This window comes from Mesorhizobium comanense, assembly GCF_005503535.1.
GTDB lineage: Bacteria > Pseudomonadota > Alphaproteobacteria > Rhizobiales > Rhizobiaceae > Mesorhizobium > Mesorhizobium comanense.
Genome location: NZ_SCNN01000001.1, coordinates 461,876 through 483,790, shown reverse-complemented (window position 1 = coordinate 483,790; position 21,915 = coordinate 461,876). Strand labels below are relative to the sequence as shown.

Below are 21,915 nucleotides of genomic sequence, written 5' to 3'. Positions count from 1 at the left end.
CCCGCCTTACAAAAATCAGTCGGCGCTCAGTCCAAAACGCTCGACGATGTCGGCATTGATCAGCTTGGCGTGCAGCGCCATCAGCACGATCTGGGCATCGAAACTGTCGCCGGCTTCCACCGCGTCCTCGATCCGGCGTTCGACATCCTGACGCTGCTGCGAGCCTTGCGCGCTTTCGAAGGTTTCCGGTCCGGCAATGCAATAGCTTAACAGCCGCGCCACATCCGGATAGGCCTGTGGCGGCGGCTCGTCAGGCCAGCGGTCCTTCATCAGATTGACGATGGTGAGTTTTACGCCCTCCGGCACCAGGGCCGGGTGAAGGTCGGCACCGCGCAATGCGGTATCAAGCTGCCTCAGATCACCCGAGCGGCCGAACATGCCGAGGAACCCGAGGGAAGAGCGTCGTTGCGCCATGATGGTCCAATCCGTTTCCAACCACTTAAGTGGTCGGCTAGCGGAATACAAAGGCAGGCGAGCCTCTAGCCACCCGCTGCCAGCAGCAAGACACCGGCAAGGGCCGATCCGGCGAGCGTCGGCAGCATGCCGATCTTCAGCTTCAGGATGGCGATCATCGCGGCCAGGGAAAGCAGCGCCGCACGCCAGTCGATCGACGAAAGCACCGGGAGATTCATGCCGAGGCCCACCGCATGCACCTCACGGAAGACGACGTGCAAGGCAAACCACAGAGCGAGATTCAAGATGACGCCGACGACAGCGGCGGTGATCGCGCCGAGCGCTGCCGACAAGGCCCTGTTGCCGCGCAGGGCCTCGATATAGGGCGCGCCAAGGAATATCCAGAAGAAGCACGGCGTGAACGTCACCCATAAGGTCAGCAGCGCCCCGAGCGATCCGGCAAGCAACGGGTCCAGCGGCCCGGCGTGGCGGAACGCGGCGATGAAGCCGACAAACTGCAGCACCAGGATGAGTGGACCAGGCGTGGTCTCGGCCAGCCCAAGTCCATCGACCATTTCGCCCGGTGCGAGCCAGCCGAAGGACTGGACGGCCGCCTGCGCGACATAGGCCAGCACCGCATAGGCGCCGCCGAAAGTGACGACCGCCATCAGGCTGAAGAAGCGGCCGATCTCGGTCCACACGCTGGCGGAGCCGGTGAACCACCAGATCGCGAGAACCGGTCCGAGCCAGATCGGCAGCCAGATCGCGACGGTGCGCGGCGCATGCCATCTGGTCGGTTTGACATGGGTCAGTTCGCCGCGTTCGAACATCAGATCGACCGCTCCCTTGGTATCGGCAATGTCCTTGCCATGCGCCGAACCGGAAAACAGGCCGGGAACCATGCGGTCTCCCAGCCATCCAGTCAGTCCGGCGAGCAGGATGATGAGCGGGAACGGCACATTCAACGCATAGATGGCGATGAAGGCGGCAAGTGCGATCGCAACCATGGCCTGGTTTTTCAGGGCGCGCCGTCCGATGCGGATCACCGCCTGGATGACGATGGCAAGCACCGCCGCCTTCACCCCGAGGAAAAGCGCCTCGACGAGCGGAACGTCGCCGTAGAGCACATAGAGGCTGCTCAAGATCAGCATGACGAGCGCGCCGGGCACGACAAACAGGATGCCGGCGACAAGGCCGCCGACGGTCCTGTGCAACAGCCAGCCGATATAGATGGCGAGTTGCTGAGCCTCCGGGCCAGGCAAAAGCATGCAGTAATTCAACGCATGCAGGAAACGCTGTTCGCCGATCCAGCGCCGCTCCTCGACCAATTCCTTGTGCATGAGGGCGATCTGCCCGGCAGGCCCGCCGAAGGAGAGCAGTCCAATCTTCGCCCAGACCTTCAAGGCTTCGGCAAAGGTGGGCGTAGCCGGCGCTTCGAGGTTCCCAGCCTCATGTGCAGGTGCAACAGCGTTCATGACGGTTTACCTGTGCTGGGCCAGTTGTGCGTTTCCTCGGTGGCGTCGCGACACCAGCGGAAGAACGCATCGTAGAGCAGAATGCCTGCTTCCAGTTGCTCCAGATCGTCACGAAACATCCTCGACAGGCCAAGCGAGGCGGCCAGAAAGCCGGCGGCCTGGGGCACCAGATCGAGGCTCGCGGTGTCGGCCGCGCGCACGATCACGGCAAGGCGATTGAGCGTGGCGGATTCCAGCCCGAATTCCTCGATCATCGTGTCGAAAGTGCAGCGCTCACCGCGATGGCTCCAGAACACATTGTCGATATCGAAGGGCACGGCCTGAAAGCGGTCGGCAACAGCCAGTACTTCTGCGGGTTCGACAAACAGGAACACCGCATGAGGGTCGACGAAACGCCGGATCAGCCAGGGGCAAGCGATGCGGTCGACCTTCGGGCGGGAGCGCGTCACCCATATGGTGCGGCCCCTTTCGTCGCGTGGCGGCAAGTTTTCGGCGCGGACCATAAGCCCATCTGCGTCGCGCCAAGCTTCAAAGCCGCCTTCGAGGGATTCAGCGGAAATTCCCTCGTGCCGCAGCCATGCGGCCACACCTTGCGAGAGTTTTTGACCTTTCTGGCAGACGACCGAGACCTGCCTGCCGGCGAACTCGGCGGCCCAGGTCGATACGGCTTTGAAATTGCGCCGGCATGAGGCCGGCAACAAGCGCGGATCGGCGTCGAAATCATCATCGATGCGGACATCGATGATGACAGGCGCACCCGGCAGACCAACCAGACGGGACAGTTGCGATACGGTGATGGCGGTTGTTGACGGCATGGCGTCCACCTCCTGAAAAGAGAAGCCTGGACGCGAACGTTGGGCTGACGCCTCACGGGGTCGTCGCGATACACCCCTTGGTCAGATGGTGGAATTGTTGGGTGCGCTTGTCAAGGACGACAGGCGGCGGCCTGATGCGATCAAGCCACCGTCCGTCGTTCATACAAACCGCCGCGAACAAGCGATCGATAGTCGCCGGAGCAAATCAGTGATTGTCGCGAGGCACCCCGCTGGTGTGCGCGACATCGAGGTATTTCGCGGCCGGCTTCAGCACCATTCCTTCGGAGAACTGGCCGACCATGCCGCGCTGGATCTCCTGCCACGGCGTTTGATGCTTGGGATAGTGGTAGCCGCCATTGCTCTGCAGTTCGGTGCGCCGCCTGGCAAGCTCTTCATCGCTGATCAGCATGTTGGCCGTGGCCTTGCGCAAATCGATGCGGACGCGGTCACCGGTCTTGAGCAAGGCAAGTCCGCCGCCAGCCGCGGCTTCCGGCGAGGCATTCAGGATCGACGGCGAACCCGACGTCCCGGACTGGCGGCCGTCGCCGATGCAGGCCAGCGAATGGATGCCCTTCTTGATGAGATAGGCCGGCGGCTGCATGTTGACGACCTCGGCGCCGCCGGGATAGCCGACCGGCCCGGCGCCGCGCATGAACAGGATCGTGTGCTCGTCGATGCCTTGCGCCGGATCGTCGATGCGGGCGTGGTAATCCTCCGGCCCGTCGAAGACGATGGCCTTGCCTTCGAAGGCTTCGGGATCGTTGGGGTTGGACAGATAGCGCTCGCGGAACTCCGGCGAGATGCCGCTCATCTTCATGATCGCGGAATCGAAAAGATTGCCCTTGAAGTTGATGAAGCCGGCATTGGTCTTCAGCGGTTTGTCGACGCTGTGGATGACCTCGGTGTTCTCGTTGGCGACCCCCTTGCAGTTGTCGCCGATCGACTTGCCGTTGACCGTCAGGGCATCGGGATGGGGCAGCATTGCGGCTTTCATCAGCTCGGCCACCACGGCGGGCACGCCGCCGGCATGGTGATAGTCTTCGCCGAGATACTCGCCCGAAGGCTGCAGGTTGACGATGAGCGGCACCTTGAGGCCGATCGACTGCCAGTCGTCATTGTCGAGCGGCACGCCGAGATGGCGCGCGATCGCGTTGAGATGGATCGGCGCGTTGGTCGAGCCACCGATGGCCGAATTGACGACGATGGCGTTCTCGAAGGCCTTGCGCGTCATGATGTCGGACGGCTTCAGGTCCTCATGCACCATGTCGACGATGCGCTTGCCGGTTTCGTAGGCGATCTGGCCGCGCTCGCGGTAGGGCGCGGGGATGGCGGCCGAACCCGGCAATTGCATGCCCAGCGCCTCGGCCAGCGAGTTCATCGTGGTGGCGGTGCCCATCGTGTTGCAATAGCCGGTGGACGGCGCTGAAGAAGCGACAATGTCCATGAACTCGTCATAGTCGATCTCGCCGGCCGACAGGCGTTGGCGCGATTCCCAGACGATGGTGCCGGAACCGGTGCGCTTGCCCTTGTGCCAGCCATTGAGCATCGGGCCGACCGACAGGGCGATGGCAGGGATGTTGACCGTGGCGGCGGCCATCAGCAGCGCCGGCGTGGTCTTGTCGCAGCCGATGGTCAACACCACGCCGTCCAGCGGATAGCCGTAGAGCACTTCGACCAGGCTGAGATAAGCAAGGTTGCGGTCGAGCGCCGCCGTCGGGCGCTTGCCCGTCTCCTGGATCGGATGGCAGGGGAATTCGAAAGGGATACCGCCCATCGAGACGATGCCTTCGCGCACGCGCTTGGCGAGTTCGATGTGGTGCCGGTTGCAGGGCGACAGATCCGAGCCGGTCTGGGCGATGCCGATCAGCGGCTTGCCGGACATCAGTTCGGCACGCGTCAGGCCGTAGTTCAGGTAGCGCTCCAGATACAGCGCCGTCATCCCCGGGTTGTCCGGGTTGTCGAACCACTCCTGCGAGCGGAACTTCTTCTTCCTGGTGGGGGCGCCTGCCATCGTGGTCTCCGTATTTGTATGACAAATCCCTATGACAACGCGCGAATGCAGGCAAGAGGAGGTGCTGCCCGAATCAGGACTTTGGTGCCGATGGACTTGCGGTGAACCCTACGTTACCCCTTTTTGGAATAACGCAGGGAGATATCGATGGCTTTGGTGATGGAAGGCGAGGAACGCATCGCGGCCCCTGTCCAGAAGGTCTGGGAAGCATTGAACGATCCCGAGATCCTAAAGCAGGCCATCCCCGGCTGCCAGAGCCTGGAAATGAATTCGCCGACCGAAATGGCGGCGACCGTGGTGCTGAAGATCGGACCGATCAAGGCGACCTTCAACGGCGAGGTGAAGCTGAAGAACCTGAAGCCGCCGCACGCCTACACCATCCAGGGCGAGGGCAAGGGCGGCATTGCCGGCTTCGCCAAGGGCGGAGCCGACGTGACGCTGAGCGAGGACGGCACGGATGCCACGATCCTCAGATATACGGCCAAGGCGGAAGTGGGCGGCAAGATCGCCCAGCTTGGCAGCCGGCTGATCGAATCGACCTCGAAGAAACTCGCCGCGCAGTTCTTCTCGACGTTTGGCGATAAGCTCAGTTGACCCTCCCCCTTGAGGGGAGGGTGCCGCGCGAAGCGCGGCGGGTGGGGTCGCCTAAGCTGCCTCGACCTGAGTTGCGCTGCCCCACTCCTAGAAAGAAATAGCGTAGAGTGTGTCGCGGGCGACCCCACCCGGCCCTGCGGGCCACCCTCCCCTCGAGGGGGAGGGATATCAGCGTTACTCGAAAACGATGTTGGGCACGGCGGCTTCCGCCGCGCCACGCTCCTCATTGACCCGGTCCCAGACCCTGGACGCAATGTCTCGGTAAGTCTTTGCCTCGGCGCCGTCGGGCTTCGACGCGACGACCGGCGCGCCGGCATCCGAGCTTTCCCGGATGCCCATCTCCAGAGGGACCTCGCCGAGGAACGTGACGCCGAGACGCTCGGCCTCGCGGCGCGCGCCGCCATGGCCGAAAATGTCGTAGCGCTTGCCGGTGTCCGGCGCGATGAAATAGCTCATATTCTCGACGATGCCGAGCAGCGGCACGTCGACTTTCCTGAACATGTTCAGACCCTTGCGGGCATCGATCAGGGCCAGATCCTGCGGTGTCGAAACGATGACGGCGCCGGCCAGCGGCACCTGCTGGGCCATGGTGAGCTGAGCATCACCGGTTCCGGGCGGCATGTCGACGACGAGCACGTCGAGCCGGCCCCATTCGACCTCGCGCAGCATCTGCGTCAGCGCCGACATCACCATCGGGCCGCGCCAGATCATCGGCGTCTCCTCATCGACGAGGAAGCCCATCGACATCACCTTGAGGCCGTAATTCTCCATCGGTTTCAGGATCTTGCCATCGACCGTCTGCGGCCGGCCATGGATGTTGAGCAGCTTGGGCATGGACGGCCCATAAATGTCGGCATCGAGCACGCCGACGCGCAGGCCGTTGGCGGCAAGGCCAAGCGCGATATTGACGGCGGTGGTCGACTTGCCGACGCCGCCCTTGCCCGAGGCGACCGCGATGATCGCCTCGATGCCGGGCACGCCGCGCTTGCCGGAACTCTGGGACGCCGGAGCGTGCGGAGCGGGGCGCGGGGCGGCGGGCGGAGCCGGCGGTGCTGGCCTGGGCGCCGGCCGCGATGGAACCGGCGCCTCCATGCCTCCGCCTTTCTTTTCGGCAGTCAGCGCGACGACCGCGCCGGCAACGCCGGGAATGGCTTTCACCACGCGCTCGGCGGCGGCGCGCAGCGGCTCCATTTCCTGGGCGCGGGCAGCGGGGACGGTGATCGAGAAGAACACTTTCGAATCGGCGATGAAAATCTCGGAGACCATGCCGAGATCGACGATGTTGCCGGTGAAGTCAGGTCCGTTGACCGTCTTCAGACGCTCGGTGACTATTTCCTTGGTGACGGACATGGCTGGGCTTCTTCCTTCGAGGCTTTGGCGCCTGAGATAGTGCAGTTTCCGGATAGAACCAAGCCGTGCAGCAACGCACTTTGCCGACACGCCCTGGAAAACGACGGTGGGTGTCGGAATCTCCCGATAAAAGTTATGATCCTGCGATCGAAACGGGGGATGCCATGGACAGCGAAGATAAATCCGTCGAGCATTTGTCGCGTGAATACATGCGAATTCAGCAGATAGTTGAGGATTTCGACAGCAAATCTCTGACTATAAAAGCCTGGAGCGTTACATTAAGCGCTGCCGGCATCGTCACGTCTTATGCACAAAAATCCCCGATGATACTGCTCGTGGCTTGCTGTAGCGCTGTAGTTTTTTGGATTGTTGAGGCACTTTGGAAAACTAACCAGCAAGCATACTACAAACGAGTGTATGATATCGAACACTAATTTTTGGATCCTGTCGGCAAATTTCCACCCTATCAGATTGCGACTTCGTGGTCGCGCGCTTGGCACGCCCGTGGGCGTGGAGGACTCGCATTACAGATCATGGTGTGGCCCCATGTAATGCTGCCACATGCCATCGTGGCCGTCGCTGCTGCAGCTCTCTTCCTCATTGCTCCACCCCGTTGATTCTCAGGCATCGGGCTTGGATCCAGACATCTACCAACAAAACCGAAACCCTACTCATGATCGACAAGCTGGAATTCTTCATCGCGCTGGCCAAGGAAGAGCATTTCGGCCGCGCCGCGGAAGTGTGCGGCGTCACCCAGCCGACCCTGTCGGCCGGCATCAAGCAGCTTGAGGGCCAGCTTGGCGTGATGCTGGTCAATCGCGGATCACGTTTCCAGGGGCTGACGCCGGAGGGCAAACAGGTGCTCGGCTGGGCGCGCCGGATCGTCGGCGATACAAGGACCATGCGCGAGGAGATGCGCGCGGCGCGCCACGGCCTTTCGGGCCGCATCCGCATTGCCGCCATCCCGACCGCGCTCGCCATGGTGGCGCGGCTGACGACCCCCTTTCGCGAAAAGCACCCGGGCGTCACCTTCTCGATCCTGTCGCGCACCTCGATCGAAGTGCTGTCGTTGCTTGGCAATTTCGATGTCGATGCCGGCATTACCTATCTCGACAACGAACCGCTCGGCCGGGTGACCAGCGTGCCGCTCTACGACGAGCGATACCAGCTGATCACCGCTGTCGGCACGCCTTTTTCGGATCGCGACAAAGTGACATGGGCCGAGATCAGCCGACTGCCGCTCTGCCTGCTTACCCCCGACATGCAGAACCGGCGCATCATCGACCAGCATCTGGCGGAAGCGGGCGTGCAGGTGCGGCCAACGCTGGAATCCAATTCGATGATCGTCCTGTTCTCGCATATCCGTACCGGCAAATGGTCGTCGATCATGCCGCTCAACCTCGCGGAAACGTTCGGTTTTTCCGAACCGATACGGGCCATTCCGATCGTCGAGCCGGACGCCAGCCACACGGTCGGCCTGGTGGCCGCGCCGCGCGAGCCGCACACGCCTCTGGTGCAGGCGCTGCTGGACGAGGCGATGGCGCTGGCAGACGATTTCCGCACCCATCGCTAGGTTAGAAATGCCCGACACCGCCGTTTGATAGAATTTTTCTATCGAGCAACGGGACAGCTTTATTGATTTCAGAGGTTTCCTCTGATTTCTTAAGCACTTAGCGCTAGAACGCTACCGACCAGGGAGGGCGCTGCATGACGATGCAGCCTGCAAGTACCGAGATCGTATCGCGCACGGCGGCGATCATCCACGAATTCAAAGGCCTCGAAGGCCCCCTGCTGCCGATCCTCCACGGCATTCAGGAAGAGTTTGGCTACGTGCCGCAGGACTCGCTGCCCGTCATCGCCGACGCGCTGAACATCTCGAATGCCGAAGTGCATGGCGTCGCCACCTTCTACCACGATTATCGCAGCCATCCGGCCGGCCGGCATGTGCTCAAGGTCTGCCAGGCCGAAGCCTGCCAGTCGATGGGTTCGGACGCGGTCGCCGCCAAGCTCAAGCAGTTGCTGGGCATCGGCTTCCACGAGACGGCCCGCGACGGATCGGTCACACTGGAACCGGTCTACTGCCTTGGCCTGTGCGCCTGCGCGCCCTCGGCCATGCTCGACGGCGAGGTGATCGGCCGGCTCGATGACGAAAAGCTGGACGAGATCGTCGCGGAGGTACGCTCATGATCCCGCGCATCTATATTCCCGGCGATTCCGGTGCGCTGGCGCTGGGCGCCGAAAAGGTCGCCAAGGCAATCGAGGCTGAACTCGCCGCGCGCGGCATCGAGGCCAAGATCGTGCGCAACGGCTCGCGCGGCGCCTATTTTCTCGAACCCATGGTCGAAGTGGCGACCGCCAAGGGCCGCATCGCCTACGGACCGGTCAAGCCGTCGGACGTCAAGAGCCTGTTCGACAGCGGCTTCCTCACCGGCGGCCATCACAAGCGCTGGCTCGGCGCGCCCGACAAGATCCCGTTCCTGGCCAAACAGACCCGGCTGACGTTCGCCCGCTGCGGCATCAACGACCCGCTGTCGCTCGACGCCTACAAATCGCTCGGCGGCCTAAAGGGCCTGCAGAACGCGGTTGCCATGGCGCCGGCCGATGTCGTCAAACAGGTAACGGAATCGGGACTGCGCGGCCGCGGCGGCGCCGGCTTCCCGACCGGCATCAAGTGGAAGACGGTGCTCGATGCGACCGCCGACAAGAAGTACATCGTCTGCAACGCCGACGAGGGCGACAGCGCTACCTTCGCCGACCGCATGATCATGGAGGGCGATCCCTTCGTGCTGATCGAAGGCATGGCGATCGCCGGCGTCGCCACCGGCGCGACCAAGGGCTTCGTCTATATCCGCTCGGAATATCCGCATGCGGTTGCCATGATGCGCAAGGCGGTCGAGGTCGCCCGCAAGGCCGGCGTGCTCGGGCTCAATGTCTTGGGTTCGCCCAATGCGTTCGACATGGAAATCCGCGTCGGCGCCGGGGCCTATGTCTGCGGCGAGGAAACCTCTCTGCTCAACAGCCTGGAAGGCAAGCGCGGCGTGGTGCGCGCCAAGCCGCCGCTGCCGGCAATCCAAGGGTTGTTCGGCAAGCCGACGGTGATCAACAACGTCATCTCGCTGGCTTCCGTGCCCATCATCATGGACAAGGGAGCCGCCTTCTATAAGGATTTCGGCATGGGCCGCTCGCGCGGCACGATCCCTATCCAGATCGCCGGCAATGTCAGGAATGGCGGCCTGTTCGAGACGGCGTTCGGCCTGACGCTTGGCGAAATCGTCGACGATATCGGCGGCGGCACGGCGACGGGCCGGCCGGTCAAGGCGGTGCAGGTCGGCGGACCACTCGGCGCCTATTTCCCGCGCGGACTGTTCGCCACGCCGTTCGACTACGAAGAGTTCGCCAAGCGTGACGGGCTGATCGGCCATGCCGGCATCACCGTCTTCGACGACACGGCCGACATGCTGAAGCAGGCGCGCTTTGCCATGGAGTTCTGCGCCATCGAAAGCTGCGGCAAGTGCACGCCCTGCCGCATCGGCTCGACGCGCGGCGTCGAGACCATCGACAAGATCGCAGGCGGCATCGAGCCGGAAAAGAACATCGCGCTCGTCACCGACCTTTGCAACACGATGAAGTTCGGGTCGCTCTGCGCGCTGGGCGGCTTCACGCCCTATCCGGTCATGAGCGCACTCACCCATTTCCGCGATGATTTCAAACCGGCGCCGGTTGCCGAAGCAGCAGAGTAGGAGCCACTTCATGGGTCTCATTCAGGAAATCGACTTCGGCACGCCAGCCTCGACCTCCGAGAAGCAGGTGACGCTGACAGTCGACGGCTTCACCGTCACAGTGCCGGAAGGCACCTCGATCATGCGCGCCTCGATGGAGGCGGGCATCGCCATCCCGAAGCTGTGCGCCACCGACATGGTCGACGCCTTCGGCTCCTGCCGGCTCTGCCTGGTCGAGATCGAGGGCCGCAACGGCACCCCCTCCTCCTGCACGACGCCGGTTGCGCCGGGCATGGTGGTGCATACCCAGACCGGCAAGCTGAAGGATATCCGCCGCGGCGTGATGGAACTCTACATTTCCGACCATCCGCTCGACTGCCTGACCTGTGCTGCCAACGGCAATTGCGAATTGCAGACCCAGGCGGGCGTCGTCGGCCTGCGCGACGTTCGCTACGGCTATGAGGGCGACAATCACGTCTTCAAGAAAAACGACGGCGTCGAAAACTTCCGCTGGATGGCGAAGGACGAGTCCAATCCGTACTTCACCTATGATCCGTCGAAGTGCATCGTCTGCTCGCGCTGCGTGCGCGCCTGCGAAGAGGTGCAGGGCACGTTCGCGCTGACGATCGAAGGCCGCGGCTTCGGCAGCCGGGTGTCGCCCGGCATGCACCAGCCCTTTATCGACAGCGAATGCGTATCCTGCGGCGCCTGCGTGCAGGCCTGCCCGACGGCGACACTTTCCGAGAAATCGCTGATCCAGATCGGCCAACCCGAGAATTCGAAGGTCACGACCTGCGCCTATTGCGGCGTGGGGTGCCAGTTCAAGGCCGAGATGCGCGGCGACGAGTTGGTGCGCATGGTGCCTTACAAGGACGGCAAGGCCAATCGCGGCCACTCCTGCGTCAAGGGCCGCTTCGCCTATGGCTATTCGACGCACAAGGATCGCATCCTCAAGCCGATGATCCGCGAAAAAATCTCGGATCCGTGGCGCGAAGTGTCGTGGGAAGAGGCGCTCACCCACACCGCCAACGAGTTCCGCCGCATCCAGTACCAGTATGGCCGCACCGCCATCGGCGGCATCACCTCGTCGCGCTGCACGAACGAGGAAACCTATCTGGTGCAGAAGCTGATCCGGCAGGGCTTCCGCAACAACAATGTCGACACCTGCGCCCGCGTCTGCCATTCGCCGACCGGCTATGGCCTGGGCCAGACCTTCGGCACCTCGGCCGGCACGCAGGACTTCGATTCGGTCGAACATACCGATGTCGTGATCGTCATCGGCGCCAATCCGGCGTCCGCGCACCCGGTCTTCGCATCGCGGCTGAAGAAGCGGCTGCGCAAGGGCGCCAAGCTGATCGTGCTCGATCCGCGCCGCACGGAGATGGTCAAGTCGGCCCATATCCAGGCCGATTACCACCTGCCGCTGAAGCCAGGCACAAACGTCGCCGTGGTCACCTCGCTGGCGCATGTCATCGTCACCGAAGGCCTGTTCAACGAAGCCTTCATCCGCGAACGCTGCGACTGGGACGAATTCCAGGACTGGGCCTCGTTCGTGGCGCTGCCGGAAAACAGCCCCGAAGTTGTCGGCAAGCTCGCCAATGTCGACCCCGAACTGATCCGGGGTGCGGCGCGTCTCTACGCGCGCGGCGGCAACGGCTCGATCTATTACGGCCTCGGCGTGACCGAGCACAGCCAGGGCTCGACCACCGTCATCGCCATCGCCAACCTTGCCATGGCGACCGGCAATATCGGCCGCAAGGGCGTCGGCGTGAACCCGCTGCGCGGCCAGAACAATGTGCAGGGCTCCTGCGACATGGGTTCGTTCCCGCACGAACTGCCGGGCTACCGCCATGTCTCGGGCGATGCGGTGCGCGACATCTATGAAAGCCTGTGGGGCGTGAAGCTCGACGACGAGCCGGGTCTGCGCATCCCCAACATGCTGGATGCCGCCGTCGACGGTTCGTTCAAGGGCCTCTATGTCCAGGGTGAGGACATCCTGCAGTCGGATCCCGATACAAAGCACGTCGCCGCCGGCCTTGCCGCGATGGAGTGCGTGGTGGTGCAGGACCTGTTCCTCAACGAGACGGCGAACTACGCGCATGTCTTCCTGCCGGGTTCGACCTTCCTCGAAAAGGACGGGACCTTCACCAACGCCGAGCGCCGCATCAACCGCGTGCGCAAGGTGATGGCGCCGAAGAACGGCCTGGCCGATTGGGAAGTGACGCAGAAGCTCGCCCAGACCATGGGGCTCGACTGGAATTACCAGCATCCGTCCGAAATCATGGACGAGATCGCCAAGACCACGCCGAGCTTCGCCAAGGTTTCCTACGACTATCTGGAGCAGATGGGCTCCGTGCAGTGGCCGTGCAACGACAAGGCTCCGCTCGGTACGCCGATCGTGCATGTCGACGGCTTCGTGCGCGGCAAGGGCAAGTTCATCCGCACCGAATATGTCGCGACGGACGAAAAGACCGGACCGCGCTTCCCGCTGCTGCTCACCACCGGCCGCATTCTCAGCCAGTACAATGTCGGCGCGCAGACGCGGCGCACCGACAATGTCATGTGGCATTCGGAGGACCGGCTGGAAATCCACCCGCACGACGCCGAGAACCGGGGCCTGAGGGACGGCGACTGGGTGAAGTTGACCAGCCGCTCCGGCGAAACGACGCTGCGTGCAGAGATTACCGACCGCGTGTCGCCTGGCGTCGTCTACACGACCTTCCACCATCCGGATACGCAGGCCAACGTCATCACCACCGACTTCTCCGACTGGGCGACGAACTGCCCGGAATACAAGGTGACGGCGGTTCAGGTGGGCGCCTCCAACGGTCCGACCGAATGGCAGCGCGACTATAACGAGCAGGCCGAGCAGAGCCGCCGCATCGCTCCGCTGCAGGCGGCGGAGTAGTCTTGGCCGCGCGGCCGGAGGAACACGGGTGACCCAAAAGGAAGCCTACGAAAGACTTTTGCGCCTTTGCGAACAGCAAGGAGCCGACCTGAATCAGTTTTTGTTCGATATTCAGGATCATGCGACCAAGGAAGACTTCGACAAGCTGCGCCACATTGTCGGAAATCTAATGGGTCTTGGACACTACAAGGCATTCGAAATGATCGCGCACGACGTCCCGGAGTTGACGCCAAAGTGGATGAAGCAGGACTGATGCGCTCGCGCCAGCCGATCAGCCAGACCTCGCGGCTGGCGCATCGCGCCACCGGAACGGCGCCGGCAAACCGCATGGTGCCGGAGGAAACGCCGGTGGCGTTTTCCTTTGCCGGCACCACGCATGCGGTGATGATGGCGAGCCCGGCTGACTTCGAGGATTTCGCGCTGGGCTTTTCGCTGACCGAAGGCATCATCGCTTCGCCTGACGAGATCGAGGCGATCGAGGTCGAGGATCACGGTGCCGGCATCGATATCCAGATACGACTGAAGGACCAGGCCAACACGCGCTTCGAGGCGCGGCGGCGGCGGCTTGCCGGACCGGTCGGCTGCGGGCTGTGCGGCATCGAATCTATCGAGGAAGCGATGCGATCGGTCGACGCGGTTGGTGCGTCAAAGCTTACGCTTGGCGCCACCGATATCACGAGCGCCGTCCGATTGCTGTCGAAGGTGCAGCCGCTTCACGCCGAAACGGGCGCCGTCCACGCCGCCGGCTTCTACATACCCGGCAAGGGCGTCGTCATGGCGCGCGAGGATGTCGGGCGCCACAACGCGCTGGACAAGCTGGCCGGTGCGCTGGCGAAAGCCGGTATCGATGGTTCGACCGGCGCGGTGGTGGTGACGTCACGCGTTTCTGTCGAGATGGTGCAGAAGACCGCGGCGATCGGCTCGGCCTTCATCATGGCCGTCTCGGCGCCGACAGCACTCGCCATCCGCACCGCCGAAGATGCCGGCATGACCCTTGTGGCGCTGGTGCGCGGCGACGATTTCGATGTTTTCACCCACCCCGAACGGGTGGCTTACGGAGTTGCCCAGAATGTCGCATGACGAAGGTCACATGATGAGCACCAGGGAAAAGCTGGTGCGCATGGCCAACCAGATCGCGGCCTTCTTCCATTCCAGGCCGCGCGAGGAAGGCGTTGCCGGCGTCGCCGAGCACATCAACAAGTTCTGGGAACCGAGGATGCGGCGCCAGTTCTTCGAGATGCTGGACAGCGGCGGCGAAGGCTTCGACGAGCTTGTCGTGGTGGCCTCGGCAAGAATCAAGCGCCCGATTACCCCCGCCGAGGCTGACCGAAAGCTCGGGATCGAAGCCTCGCCGGCCGATGTCGCGGCGTCGCAGGGCTAGAGCGTTTCACCGTTTCACGGAAATGGCGAACCGCTCTATCTATCTGTTACACGCAATTCCGGGCGGAAAACCGCTCACACTTTTCCTGGAATTGCTCTGGGCGGCGAGCGGTACGGGCTATATTCCGTTTCGCTAAAGTTTAATCTGCCTTAGGCGACGCGGCTCTGCTATGATTGACGATCAGAAATCGTCAGGCCGGGCGGAAGAAACTCGTGAGGCCGATCGAGACCCGATATGCCCTCAGCGGCGAGGTGCGGATCGCCTATCAGGTGGTCGGCCAGGGGTCGCTTGATCTCGTCTTCGTCCCAGGCTTCATCTCCAATCTCGACCTGCATTGGGAAGACGAGGGCTACACAAGGCTGTTGAAGCGGCTCTCGGCGTTCTCGCGGCTGATCCTGTTCGACAAGCGCGGCACGGGTCTTTCCGACCGCGTCGATGTCCATCACTTGCCGAGCCTCGAAACCCGCATGGACGATGTGCGCGCGGTGATGGATGCGGCCGGCAGCGGCCGGGCCGCACTGCTCGGCGCCTCCGAGGGCGCGCCCATGGCGATGCTGTTCGCCGCCACCTATCCGGAGCGGACGCGCGCGCTGGCGCTTTATGGCGGCTATGCGCATTTCCACAAATGGGTGATGTCGCCCGAACGTCTCAACGCCTTCATCGCGACGGCCGACACGGCCTGGGGCACCGGCGCCACCTTGCCCAATTTCGCGCCGGGCCGGGTGGATGACATCAGGTTCTCGACCTGGTGGGCGCGCTTCGAACGGCTGTCGGCGAGCCCGACCGCGGCGGCGGCGCTGGCGCGGATGAACGCGGAAATCGACGTGCGTGGCGTGCTCGGCGCGATTGGCGCGCCGACGCTGCTGATCCATCGCCGCAACGATGTCCGGGTCGATCCCGACGCCAGCCGCTTCCTGGCCAGGAACATCCCGAATGCGCGGCTGGCGGAAATCCCGGGACGCGACCATCCGATCTGGACCGGCGATGTCGACCGGGTGGCCGACCTGATCGAGGAATTCCTGACAGGGGCGTGCGCCGTGGCGGAAGCCGAACGCGTGCTGGCGGTGCTTCTGGTGACGCGCATCTACGACACGGCGCGGCTTGGCGACCGGATGTGGAACGAACGCAGCCAGCGTTTCCAGGAAACGTGGCGGACACTGGTCGGACGCCATGGCGGGCGCTGCGTGGACATGCGTGGCGAGACTATGATTTCACGCTTCGATGGGGCTGGGCGCGCGCTGCGCTGCGCCGCGGCGCTGCGTGAAGCAGCGCAGCAGATCGGCGTGTCGAGCGCGCAGGGCGTGCATGTCGGCGAGATCGAATTGCGCGGGCCACCGAGCGGATTGACGGGCCGCGTGACGATGCGCCTGGCCACGCATGCCGGGCGTGGCGACATCCTGGCGTCGCGGCTCGTCGCCGACCTGGCAACCGGCTCAGGGCTCCACTTCACCGACGCCGGCCGCATCGGCGTCGACGAACTGGACGAGCCGCTGGCGCTAGTGCTCGCGATGTCCGAGCAGCATCTGGAGCCGGCTTGCCGCCCCAAGGCCAAGGCGACGGAGCCGGCCTGCCTGACGACGCGCGAGAGCGAGGTGGTAAATTTGATCGCCGACGGCAAGAGCAATGCCACGATCGCCGCCGAACTCAGGCTGAGCGAACACACGGTCAAGCGCCATGTCGCCAACATACTGCTCAAGCTCGACCTGCCATCGCGAGCGGCGGCGGCGGCATTTTCGGCCCGGCACGCTGGCTCGGACGGGCCATCATAGCCATGGCGCTTTCGGGCGAAGCGGGCACGCCGGCGTCAGGGTTATCAATTGCCCCATGCAGGCCGGGCGGATATCGCCGGGAAGGCGCTGCGAACGGAGGATGAGATGCTGACCAAGACCCAGGCCGTGAACGGCGCGGCGATCAAGAAGGCGATCGAAGGCCGTGATGGCAAGATGCTGGCGAGCTTTTATGCCGATGACGCGCTGGTTCGGGTGATCGACCGCAACAACCCGCCGAGCAAGCCGCGCGAGGTCCGTGGCCGCGCGGCGATCACGACGTTCTGGGACGACATCTGCAGCCGGGCCATGACCCACAAGGTCGACACCACGATCGCCGACGGCGACAATCTGGCTTTCACCCAGGCCTGCGCCTATCCGGATGGCACCAAGGTGTTCTGCGCCGCGATGCTGGAGCTGAAGAACGGCCTGATCGCACGGCAGACTGTCGTGCAGGCCTGGGACGAGTGAGGCCGCCATGTTCAGCGCCAGATGGCAGATCGACGCCAAGTTCGGACACAAGCAGACCGTGCTCGAGCTGATGCGCAAATGGGAGCGCGAGATCGGCTCGCAGGTGGGTATCGCGGATCTGAAATTCCAGATCATGACCGGTTCGATCGGCGCGCGCGAGGCGACGATCGAAACGCATCACCAGGTCGAAACGCTTGCGCAGCTGGAAGAATTCTTCGCCAAGATCGGCAAGATCGACGCGCACGCCAAATGGGGCAAGGAGCTGGAGCCCTATGTGGTTTCGGGCACCAGCCTGTGGGCCATCTATCGCATCGTGGAGTAACAACTCTTCTCCCCGTTTACGGGGAGAAGATGCCGGTAGGCAGATGAGGGGCTGAGCCAACCTCGCAGACGTCAGCGCTGCCCCTCATCCGGCCCTTCGGGCCACCTTCTCCCCGTGAACGGGGAGAAGAGAAATCGCTACCCGTGCGCAACCATCACATGCCGCACGGCGGTGTAGTCCTCCAGCGCGTAGAGCGACATATCCTTGCCGTAGCCGGACTGTTTCAGCCCGCCATGCGGCATCTCGTTGGTGAGCATGAAGTGGGTGTTGATCCAGGTGCAGCCATATTGCAGGCGCGCCGCGGTCGACATGGCGCGAGACACATCCTTCGTCCATACAGACGACGCCAGGCCGTAGTCGCTGTCATTGGCCCAGTTCACCGCCTCGTCGACGTCGGTGAAGCGGGTGACCGAGACGACCGGGCCGAACACTTCGCGGCGCACGATCTCGTCTTCCTGCAAGGCGCCCGCGACGACCGTCGGCTGGTAGTAAAAGCCGGTGCCATCGCCCGGCTTGCCGCCGGTGGTGATCTCGATGTGCTTCAGTTCGGACGCGCGCTCGACGAAGCTCGACACGCGGTCGCGCTGGCGGCGCGAAATCAGCGGACCGATCTCGTTTTCGGTGTCGTCAGGCTGATTGTACTTGATGGTCGAGACGGCCGAGGAGAGATCGGCGACGAGCTTCTCGTAGATCTTCTTGCCGGCATAGATGCGGCAGGCGGCGGTGCAGTCCTGGCCGGCATTGTAATAGCCAAAGGCGCGCAGGCCGTTGACCACGGCGCCGAGATCGGCGTCGTCGAAGACGATGACCGGCGCCTTGCCGCCCAGTTCCAGATGCGTGCGCTTGACCGACTTGGCGGCCGCCTGCAGCACCTTCTTGCCGGTGGCGACATCGCCGGTGATGGAGATCATGTTGATCTTGGGGTGATTGATCAGCGTGTTGCCGACGCTGTCGCCACGGCCAAGCACGACATTGACGACACCTTCGGGCAGCACGTCGGCAAGAACCCTCGCGAGTTTCAAAGCCGTCAGCGGTGTCTGTTCGGATGGCTTGAAGACAACCGTGTTGCCCCCGGCGATCGCCGGCGCCAGCTTCCAGGCCATCATCATCAGCGGATAGTTCCAGGGCGCGATGGAGGCAACGATGCCGATCGGGTCGCGCCGCACCATCGAGGTGTGGCCGGGCAGATATTCGCCGGCGACAACGCCCGGCATCGAACGCACCGCGCCGGCGAAGAAACGATAGCAATCGACGATCGCCGGTATTTCGTCATTGAGCACCGCGTTGATCGGCTTGCCGCAGTTCAGCGCCTCGAGGGTGGCGAATTCCTTCGCCTCGGCCTCGATGCGGTCGGCGATCTTCAGGAGATAGCCCGAGCGCTGCGCCGGCGTGGTGCGGGACCACAAGACGAACGCTTGTTCGGCGGCACTGACAGCTGCTTCGATCTGTATCTGGCTCGCCTCGGGCAGGTTGAGAATGGTCGCCCCGGTCTTGGGATTGAGGATCGGCTCCTCGGTTTCGGTGCCCTTCTCGAATTTCGAGCCGATCAGCATCTGGGTGTCCATTGGCTTCCTCCTTGAACAGAAGTGAGTAGTGAATAGTGAGTAGTTGGTGGTCAGTGATGAGCAGGCTTCGGTCGCGGATTTCCCTATTCGCTAATCCCTACTCACCACTCACTGTTCTCATTTGCCCGAACCGGCGATCTGGTCGCCGTCGCGGGTCAGGTAATAGGCAAACAGGATCGGCAGCAGCGTCACCAGCACCACCACCATGGCCACGACATTGGTGACCGGGCGCTGGCGCGGCCGGATCAGTTCCTCCAGCATCCAGATCGGCACGGTCTGCTGCTGGCCGGCGGTGAAGGTGGTGACGATGACCTCGTCGAAGGACAGGGCAAAGGCGAGCATACCGCCGGCGAGCAGCGCGGTGGCTATGTTCGGCAGCACGACATGCCTAAACGTCTGGAAGCCGTCGGCGCCGAGATCCATCGAAGCCTCGATCATCGAGCCTGAGGTGCGGCGGAAGCGGGCCACCGCATTGTTGTAGACGACGACCACGCAGAAGGTGGCGTGACCGAGCACGATGGTCCAGAACGAGAACGGGATGTCGGCGAGCGAGAAGGCCGATCGTAGCGCGATGCCGGTGATGATGCCGGGCAGCGCGATGGGCAGGATAACCAGCAGCGAGATCGTCTCGCGGCCGAAGAAACGTGTCTGCGAGACGGCTGCGGCGCACAGCGTACCCAGCACCAGCGCGATCGCGGTCGAGATGGCGGCGACGCGCACCGAGAGCGACAGCGCCTGCCAGACATCGGGCCGGTTCCAGGTGACGGCGAACCATTGCGTGGTCAGCCCCGGCGGCGGCCAGACGAAACTCTTCTCTTCCGTCGTGAAGGCGTAGACGAAGATCAGCAGGATCGGCAGATGCAGGAAGAGCAGGCCGCAGGCGGCAGCGATCTTCAGGCCGAGCGGAGCACGTTGGCCACGGTCAGAGCGCATCGAAGGCCCCCATGCGCTTGGCACCCCAGAGATAGAAGCCCATGATGACGATGGGCACCACGGTGAAGGCGGCGGCAAGCGGGATGTTGCCGGCCGTGCCTTGCTGCGAATAGACGGCCTGGCCGATGAACAGGCGCGACGTGCCGATGATGGCCGGGATGATGTAGTCGCCAAGGGTCAGCGAGAAGGTGAAGATCGAGCCGGCGACAATGCCGGGCAGCGCCAGCGGGAACAGCACGTTGCGGAAGGTCTGCCCCGGCGAGGCGCCGAGGTCGGACGAGGCCTCGACCAGATTGCCGGGCACGCGCTCGAGCGCTGCCTGCACCGGCAGGATCATGAAGGGCAGCCAGACATAGACGAAGACGATGAAGGTGCCGGTGAACGACACCGACAGCGAGTTGCCGCCGACAATCGGCAGCGAGAGCCAGGCGTCGAGCAGCCAGGACAGGCCGAGCTTGCCGAACAGCCAGGTGAGGATGCCCTCCTTGGCGAGGATCAGCTTCCAGGCATAGACCTTGACCAGGTAGCTCGACCACAGCGGCAGCATGACGCCGAGGTAGAACAGCGCCTTCCAGCGCCCCTTCGCATAACGCGCGGCGTAGTAGGCGATCGGGAAAGCGACGATCGCCGAGGCCAGCGTCACCAGCGCCGCCATCGTCACCGTGCGCAGGATGATGTCGAGATTGGCGGGCTGGAACAGGTCGCCATAGGTCTTCAGCGTAAACTGGCGGTTGATGAGGCCGGAAAACTCGTCGATGGAGAAAAAGCTCTGCGCCAAGAGGGCAAACAGCGAACCGATATAGACGATGCCGAGCCACAGTACCGGCGGCAGCAGCATCAGCAGCAGAAGCAGTTTCGGCCGGCGCCAGAAGAGGTCCGACAGCGCGCCGCGCATACCGCCTTTGCCGGGCAGGATGGCAGGGGTGGGATTGTATTGAACCGCGGCTGACGTCATGGGGCGACCGTGGCGATTGGATCAATGAGGCCGCGTTCCTTCACACCCCCCTCTGTCCTGCCGGACATCTCCCCCGCAAGGGGGGAGATCAGCAGCTTTTCTGCCGCGCTAGTTCTGCAACGTCGGAAATTGGCGAAGCCGGCGACGACAGCCAATCTCCCCCCTTGCGGGGGAGATGTCCGGCAGGACAGAGGGGGGTGCTTCGCGCTGACCTTCCTCATGCCGGCTCGTCCATCAGGTGGAGGCTTTCACGGTTGAACGTCAGCATCACCGCCTCGCCTTCCGCCGGCAGCGCCGTTCCCGCCGGCACGACGGCGTGGAGCCTCAGCCCATCGGCATCGAGCGCCAGCCTTGTGGTGGCGCCGAGATAGTTGGTTCCGATGAGCTTCGCGGCAACGCCGTCGCCGCTGGTTGCGTTTGAAACGCGAATGGATTCAGGCCTGAGACTCCCCCAGCGGTGCTGGCCGGAATAGCGCTGGACGAAATCCGGCGGCAGCACGTTGGACGAACCGACGAAGTCGGCGACGAAGCGCGTCCTTGGCCGCTGATAGATGTCCTCCGGCGTGCCGATCTGCATGATCCTGCCGTCATTGAACACCGCGACGCGGTCCGCCATCGACAAAGCTTCGCCCTGGTCGTGGGTGACGAAGACAAAGGTGATGCCAAGCGCCTTCTGCAGCGATTTCAGCTCTTCCTGCATGTTCTCGCGCAGTTTCAGATCAAGCGCGCCGAGCGGCTCGTCGAGTAGCAGCACCTTGGGCTGGTTGACCAGCGCGCGGGCGAGCGCGACACGCTGGCGCTGGCCGCCGGAAAGCTGGCCTGGGCGGCGCGCGCCGTAACCGGGCAGCCTGACCAGCGACAGCGCTTCCTCGGCCGCCTTGTGGCGCTCGGCCTTGCCGACGCCCTTGACCATCAGCCCGTAGGCGACATTGTCCAGCACATTGAGATGCGGGAACAGCGCATAGTCCTGGAACACGGTGTTGACGTTGCGCCGATAGGGCGGCACGCCCTCCGCCCGCTCACCGAAGATCGAGATCGACCCCGCCGTCGGCTGCTCGAAGCCGGCGATCAGCCGCAGGCATGTCGTCTTGCCCGAACCGGACGGCCCGAGCATGGCGAAGAATTCGCCCGGCGCGATGTCGAGATCGACCGCGTCGACCGCTCGAACGCTGCCGAAATGGCGCGAGACTTGTTTGAAGGAAACGGCAGAGGTCATGGGTTGTCCTGATCTGTCAGGCTTTTCAATTCGGAGCGGCA

The 21,915-nt window shown here is 63.6% G+C and carries 21 protein-coding genes; 12 read left to right on the top strand and 9 right to left on the bottom strand.

Annotated features, from left to right (window positions below; translation table 11 throughout):
• Positions 1 to 15: 15 nt before the first annotated feature.
• The 4 genes from FFS37_RS02290 to FFS37_RS02275 form a co-directional block, all read right to left on the bottom strand.
• Positions 16 to 414 carry a hypothetical protein gene (locus FFS37_RS02290; protein WP_137929302.1) on the bottom strand — a complete coding sequence of 133 codons (399 nt, stop codon included), beginning with the start codon at positions 412 to 414 and terminating at the stop codon, positions 16 to 18.
• Between the two features lie 65 nt (positions 415 to 479).
• Positions 480 to 1,868, bottom strand: coding sequence for a chromate efflux transporter (gene chrA, locus FFS37_RS02285; protein WP_137929301.1), 1,389 nt, complete (start codon positions 1,866 to 1,868; stop codon positions 480 to 482).
• On the bottom strand, positions 1,865 to 2,683 hold the full coding sequence (locus FFS37_RS02280) for a chromate resistance protein ChrB domain-containing protein (RefSeq protein WP_137929710.1): 819 nt from the start codon (positions 2,681 to 2,683) through the stop codon (positions 1,865 to 1,867). Before FFS37_RS02280 ends, chrA begins: the two co-directional genes overlap by 4 nt.
• 205 nt (positions 2,684 to 2,888) lie before the next feature.
• Entirely contained in the window at positions 2,889 to 4,694 is a 1,806-nt protein-coding gene (locus FFS37_RS02275; protein ID WP_137929300.1) for an IlvD/Edd family dehydratase, read from the bottom strand.
• Between the two features lie 147 nt (positions 4,695 to 4,841).
• Here FFS37_RS02275 and FFS37_RS02270 point away from each other — a divergent pair, with 147 nt between their 5' ends.
• Complete coding sequence (locus FFS37_RS02270; RefSeq protein WP_137929299.1) at positions 4,842 to 5,288, top strand: SRPBCC family protein; 447 nt, start codon at positions 4,842 to 4,844, stop codon at positions 5,286 to 5,288.
• 174 nt (positions 5,289 to 5,462) lie between these two features.
• Here FFS37_RS02270 and FFS37_RS02265 read toward each other — a convergent pair whose 3' ends face one another.
• Positions 5,463 to 6,638 carry an Mrp/NBP35 family ATP-binding protein gene (locus FFS37_RS02265; RefSeq protein ID WP_137929298.1) on the bottom strand — a complete coding sequence of 392 codons (1,176 nt, stop codon included), beginning with the start codon at positions 6,636 to 6,638 and terminating at the stop codon, positions 5,463 to 5,465.
• Between the two features lie 65 nt (positions 6,639 to 6,703).
• Between FFS37_RS02265 and FFS37_RS02260 the strand changes: the two genes are divergently transcribed.
• The 11 genes from FFS37_RS02260 (at position 6,704) to FFS37_RS02210 (ending at position 17,205) form a co-directional block, all read left to right on the top strand.
• Positions 6,704 to 7,072: a hypothetical protein gene (locus tag FFS37_RS02260; RefSeq protein ID WP_137929297.1), complete on the top strand. Its 369-nt coding sequence runs from the start codon at positions 6,704 to 6,706 to the stop codon at positions 7,070 to 7,072.
• A gap of 239 nt (positions 7,073 to 7,311) precedes the next feature.
• Positions 7,312 to 8,211: a LysR family transcriptional regulator gene (locus tag FFS37_RS02255; protein ID WP_137929296.1), complete on the top strand. Its 900-nt coding sequence runs from the start codon at positions 7,312 to 7,314 to the stop codon at positions 8,209 to 8,211.
• A gap of 134 nt (positions 8,212 to 8,345) precedes the next feature.
• Positions 8,346 to 8,825, top strand: a complete 480-nt coding sequence (locus FFS37_RS02250) for a formate dehydrogenase subunit gamma (protein WP_137929295.1) — start codon at positions 8,346 to 8,348, stop codon at positions 8,823 to 8,825.
• Entirely contained in the window at positions 8,822 to 10,378 is a 1,557-nt protein-coding gene (locus FFS37_RS02245; protein ID WP_137929294.1) for a formate dehydrogenase beta subunit, read from the top strand. The genes FFS37_RS02250 and FFS37_RS02245 overlap by 4 nt, the downstream gene beginning before the upstream one ends.
• A 10-nt stretch (positions 10,379 to 10,388) precedes the next feature.
• Positions 10,389 to 13,265 (top strand): formate dehydrogenase subunit alpha, encoded by a 2,877-nt coding sequence (fdhF, locus tag FFS37_RS02240; RefSeq protein ID WP_137929293.1) that lies wholly within the window; start codon positions 10,389 to 10,391, stop codon positions 13,263 to 13,265.
• A gap of 28 nt (positions 13,266 to 13,293) precedes the next feature.
• Positions 13,294 to 13,518, top strand: coding sequence for a hypothetical protein (locus tag FFS37_RS02235; protein WP_137929292.1), 225 nt, complete (start codon positions 13,294 to 13,296; stop codon positions 13,516 to 13,518).
• Positions 13,518 to 14,345: a formate dehydrogenase accessory sulfurtransferase FdhD gene (fdhD, locus tag FFS37_RS02230; RefSeq protein WP_137929709.1), complete on the top strand. Its 828-nt coding sequence runs from the start codon at positions 13,518 to 13,520 to the stop codon at positions 14,343 to 14,345. Before FFS37_RS02235 ends, fdhD begins: the two co-directional genes overlap by 1 nt.
• On the top strand, positions 14,335 to 14,646 hold the full coding sequence (locus FFS37_RS02225) for a formate dehydrogenase subunit delta (RefSeq protein WP_137929291.1): 312 nt from the start codon (positions 14,335 to 14,337) through the stop codon (positions 14,644 to 14,646). The genes fdhD and FFS37_RS02225 overlap by 11 nt, the downstream gene beginning before the upstream one ends.
• A 212-nt stretch (positions 14,647 to 14,858) precedes the next feature.
• Complete coding sequence (locus tag FFS37_RS02220; protein ID WP_137929290.1) at positions 14,859 to 16,415, top strand: alpha/beta fold hydrolase; 1,557 nt, start codon at positions 14,859 to 14,861, stop codon at positions 16,413 to 16,415.
• 105 nt (positions 16,416 to 16,520) lie between these two features.
• Entirely contained in the window at positions 16,521 to 16,883 is a 363-nt protein-coding gene (locus tag FFS37_RS02215) for a nuclear transport factor 2 family protein (protein WP_137929289.1), read from the top strand.
• A gap of 7 nt (positions 16,884 to 16,890) precedes the next feature.
• Positions 16,891 to 17,205 (top strand): hypothetical protein, encoded by a 315-nt coding sequence (locus tag FFS37_RS02210; RefSeq protein WP_137929288.1) that lies wholly within the window; start codon positions 16,891 to 16,893, stop codon positions 17,203 to 17,205.
• Between the two features lie 137 nt (positions 17,206 to 17,342).
• On the opposite strand, the gene FFS37_RS02205 is transcribed toward FFS37_RS02210, so the two are convergent.
• The 4 genes from FFS37_RS02205 to FFS37_RS02185 form a co-directional block, all read right to left on the bottom strand.
• Positions 17,343 to 18,770, bottom strand: coding sequence for a gamma-aminobutyraldehyde dehydrogenase (locus FFS37_RS02205; RefSeq protein ID WP_137929287.1), 1,428 nt, complete (start codon positions 18,768 to 18,770; stop codon positions 17,343 to 17,345).
• A 117-nt stretch (positions 18,771 to 18,887) separates the two neighbouring features.
• Positions 18,888 to 19,703, bottom strand: a complete 816-nt coding sequence (locus FFS37_RS02200; RefSeq protein WP_137929286.1) for an ABC transporter permease — start codon at positions 19,701 to 19,703, stop codon at positions 18,888 to 18,890.
• Positions 19,693 to 20,658: an ABC transporter permease gene (locus FFS37_RS02195; protein WP_137929285.1), complete on the bottom strand. Its 966-nt coding sequence runs from the start codon at positions 20,656 to 20,658 to the stop codon at positions 19,693 to 19,695. The genes FFS37_RS02200 and FFS37_RS02195 overlap by 11 nt, the downstream gene beginning before the upstream one ends.
• Positions 20,659 to 20,875: 217 nt before the next feature.
• Positions 20,876 to 21,874 (bottom strand): ABC transporter ATP-binding protein, encoded by a 999-nt coding sequence (locus tag FFS37_RS02185; protein WP_137929284.1) that lies wholly within the window; start codon positions 21,872 to 21,874, stop codon positions 20,876 to 20,878.
• Positions 21,875 to 21,915: the final 41 nt, after the last annotated feature.

Excerpts from the sequence above, each read along its gene's own strand:
- FFS37_RS02290 (WP_137929302.1), bottom strand. The coding sequence starts at position 414 with ATGGCGCAACGACGCTCTTCCCTCGGGTTCCTCGGCATGTTCGGCCGC.
- chrA (WP_137929301.1), bottom strand. The coding sequence starts at position 1,868 with ATGAACGCTGTTGCACCTGCACATGAGGCTGGGAACCTCGAAGCGCCG.
- FFS37_RS02280 (WP_137929710.1), bottom strand. The coding sequence starts at position 2,683 with ATGCCGTCAACAACCGCCATCACCGTATCGCAACTGTCCCGTCTGGTT.
- FFS37_RS02275 (WP_137929300.1), bottom strand. The coding sequence starts at position 4,694 with ATGGCAGGCGCCCCCACCAGGAAGAAGAAGTTCCGCTCGCAGGAGTGG.
- FFS37_RS02270 (WP_137929299.1), top strand. The coding sequence starts at position 4,842 with ATGGCTTTGGTGATGGAAGGCGAGGAACGCATCGCGGCCCCTGTCCAG.
- FFS37_RS02265 (WP_137929298.1), bottom strand. The coding sequence starts at position 6,638 with ATGTCCGTCACCAAGGAAATAGTCACCGAGCGTCTGAAGACGGTCAAC.
- FFS37_RS02255 (WP_137929296.1), top strand. The coding sequence starts at position 7,312 with ATGATCGACAAGCTGGAATTCTTCATCGCGCTGGCCAAGGAAGAGCAT.
- FFS37_RS02250 (WP_137929295.1), top strand. The coding sequence starts at position 8,346 with ATGACGATGCAGCCTGCAAGTACCGAGATCGTATCGCGCACGGCGGCG.
- FFS37_RS02245 (WP_137929294.1), top strand. The coding sequence starts at position 8,822 with ATGATCCCGCGCATCTATATTCCCGGCGATTCCGGTGCGCTGGCGCTG.
- fdhF (WP_137929293.1), top strand. The coding sequence starts at position 10,389 with ATGGGTCTCATTCAGGAAATCGACTTCGGCACGCCAGCCTCGACCTCC.
- fdhD (WP_137929709.1), top strand. The coding sequence starts at position 13,518 with ATGCGCTCGCGCCAGCCGATCAGCCAGACCTCGCGGCTGGCGCATCGC.
- FFS37_RS02225 (WP_137929291.1), top strand. The coding sequence starts at position 14,335 with ATGTCGCATGACGAAGGTCACATGATGAGCACCAGGGAAAAGCTGGTG.
- FFS37_RS02215 (WP_137929289.1), top strand. The coding sequence starts at position 16,521 with ATGCTGACCAAGACCCAGGCCGTGAACGGCGCGGCGATCAAGAAGGCG.
- FFS37_RS02210 (WP_137929288.1), top strand. The coding sequence starts at position 16,891 with ATGTTCAGCGCCAGATGGCAGATCGACGCCAAGTTCGGACACAAGCAG.
- FFS37_RS02205 (WP_137929287.1), bottom strand. The coding sequence starts at position 18,770 with ATGGACACCCAGATGCTGATCGGCTCGAAATTCGAGAAGGGCACCGAA.
- FFS37_RS02200 (WP_137929286.1), bottom strand. The coding sequence starts at position 19,703 with ATGCGCTCTGACCGTGGCCAACGTGCTCCGCTCGGCCTGAAGATCGCT.
- FFS37_RS02195 (WP_137929285.1), bottom strand. The coding sequence starts at position 20,658 with ATGACGTCAGCCGCGGTTCAATACAATCCCACCCCTGCCATCCTGCCC.
- FFS37_RS02185 (WP_137929284.1), bottom strand. The coding sequence starts at position 21,874 with ATGACCTCTGCCGTTTCCTTCAAACAAGTCTCGCGCCATTTCGGCAGC.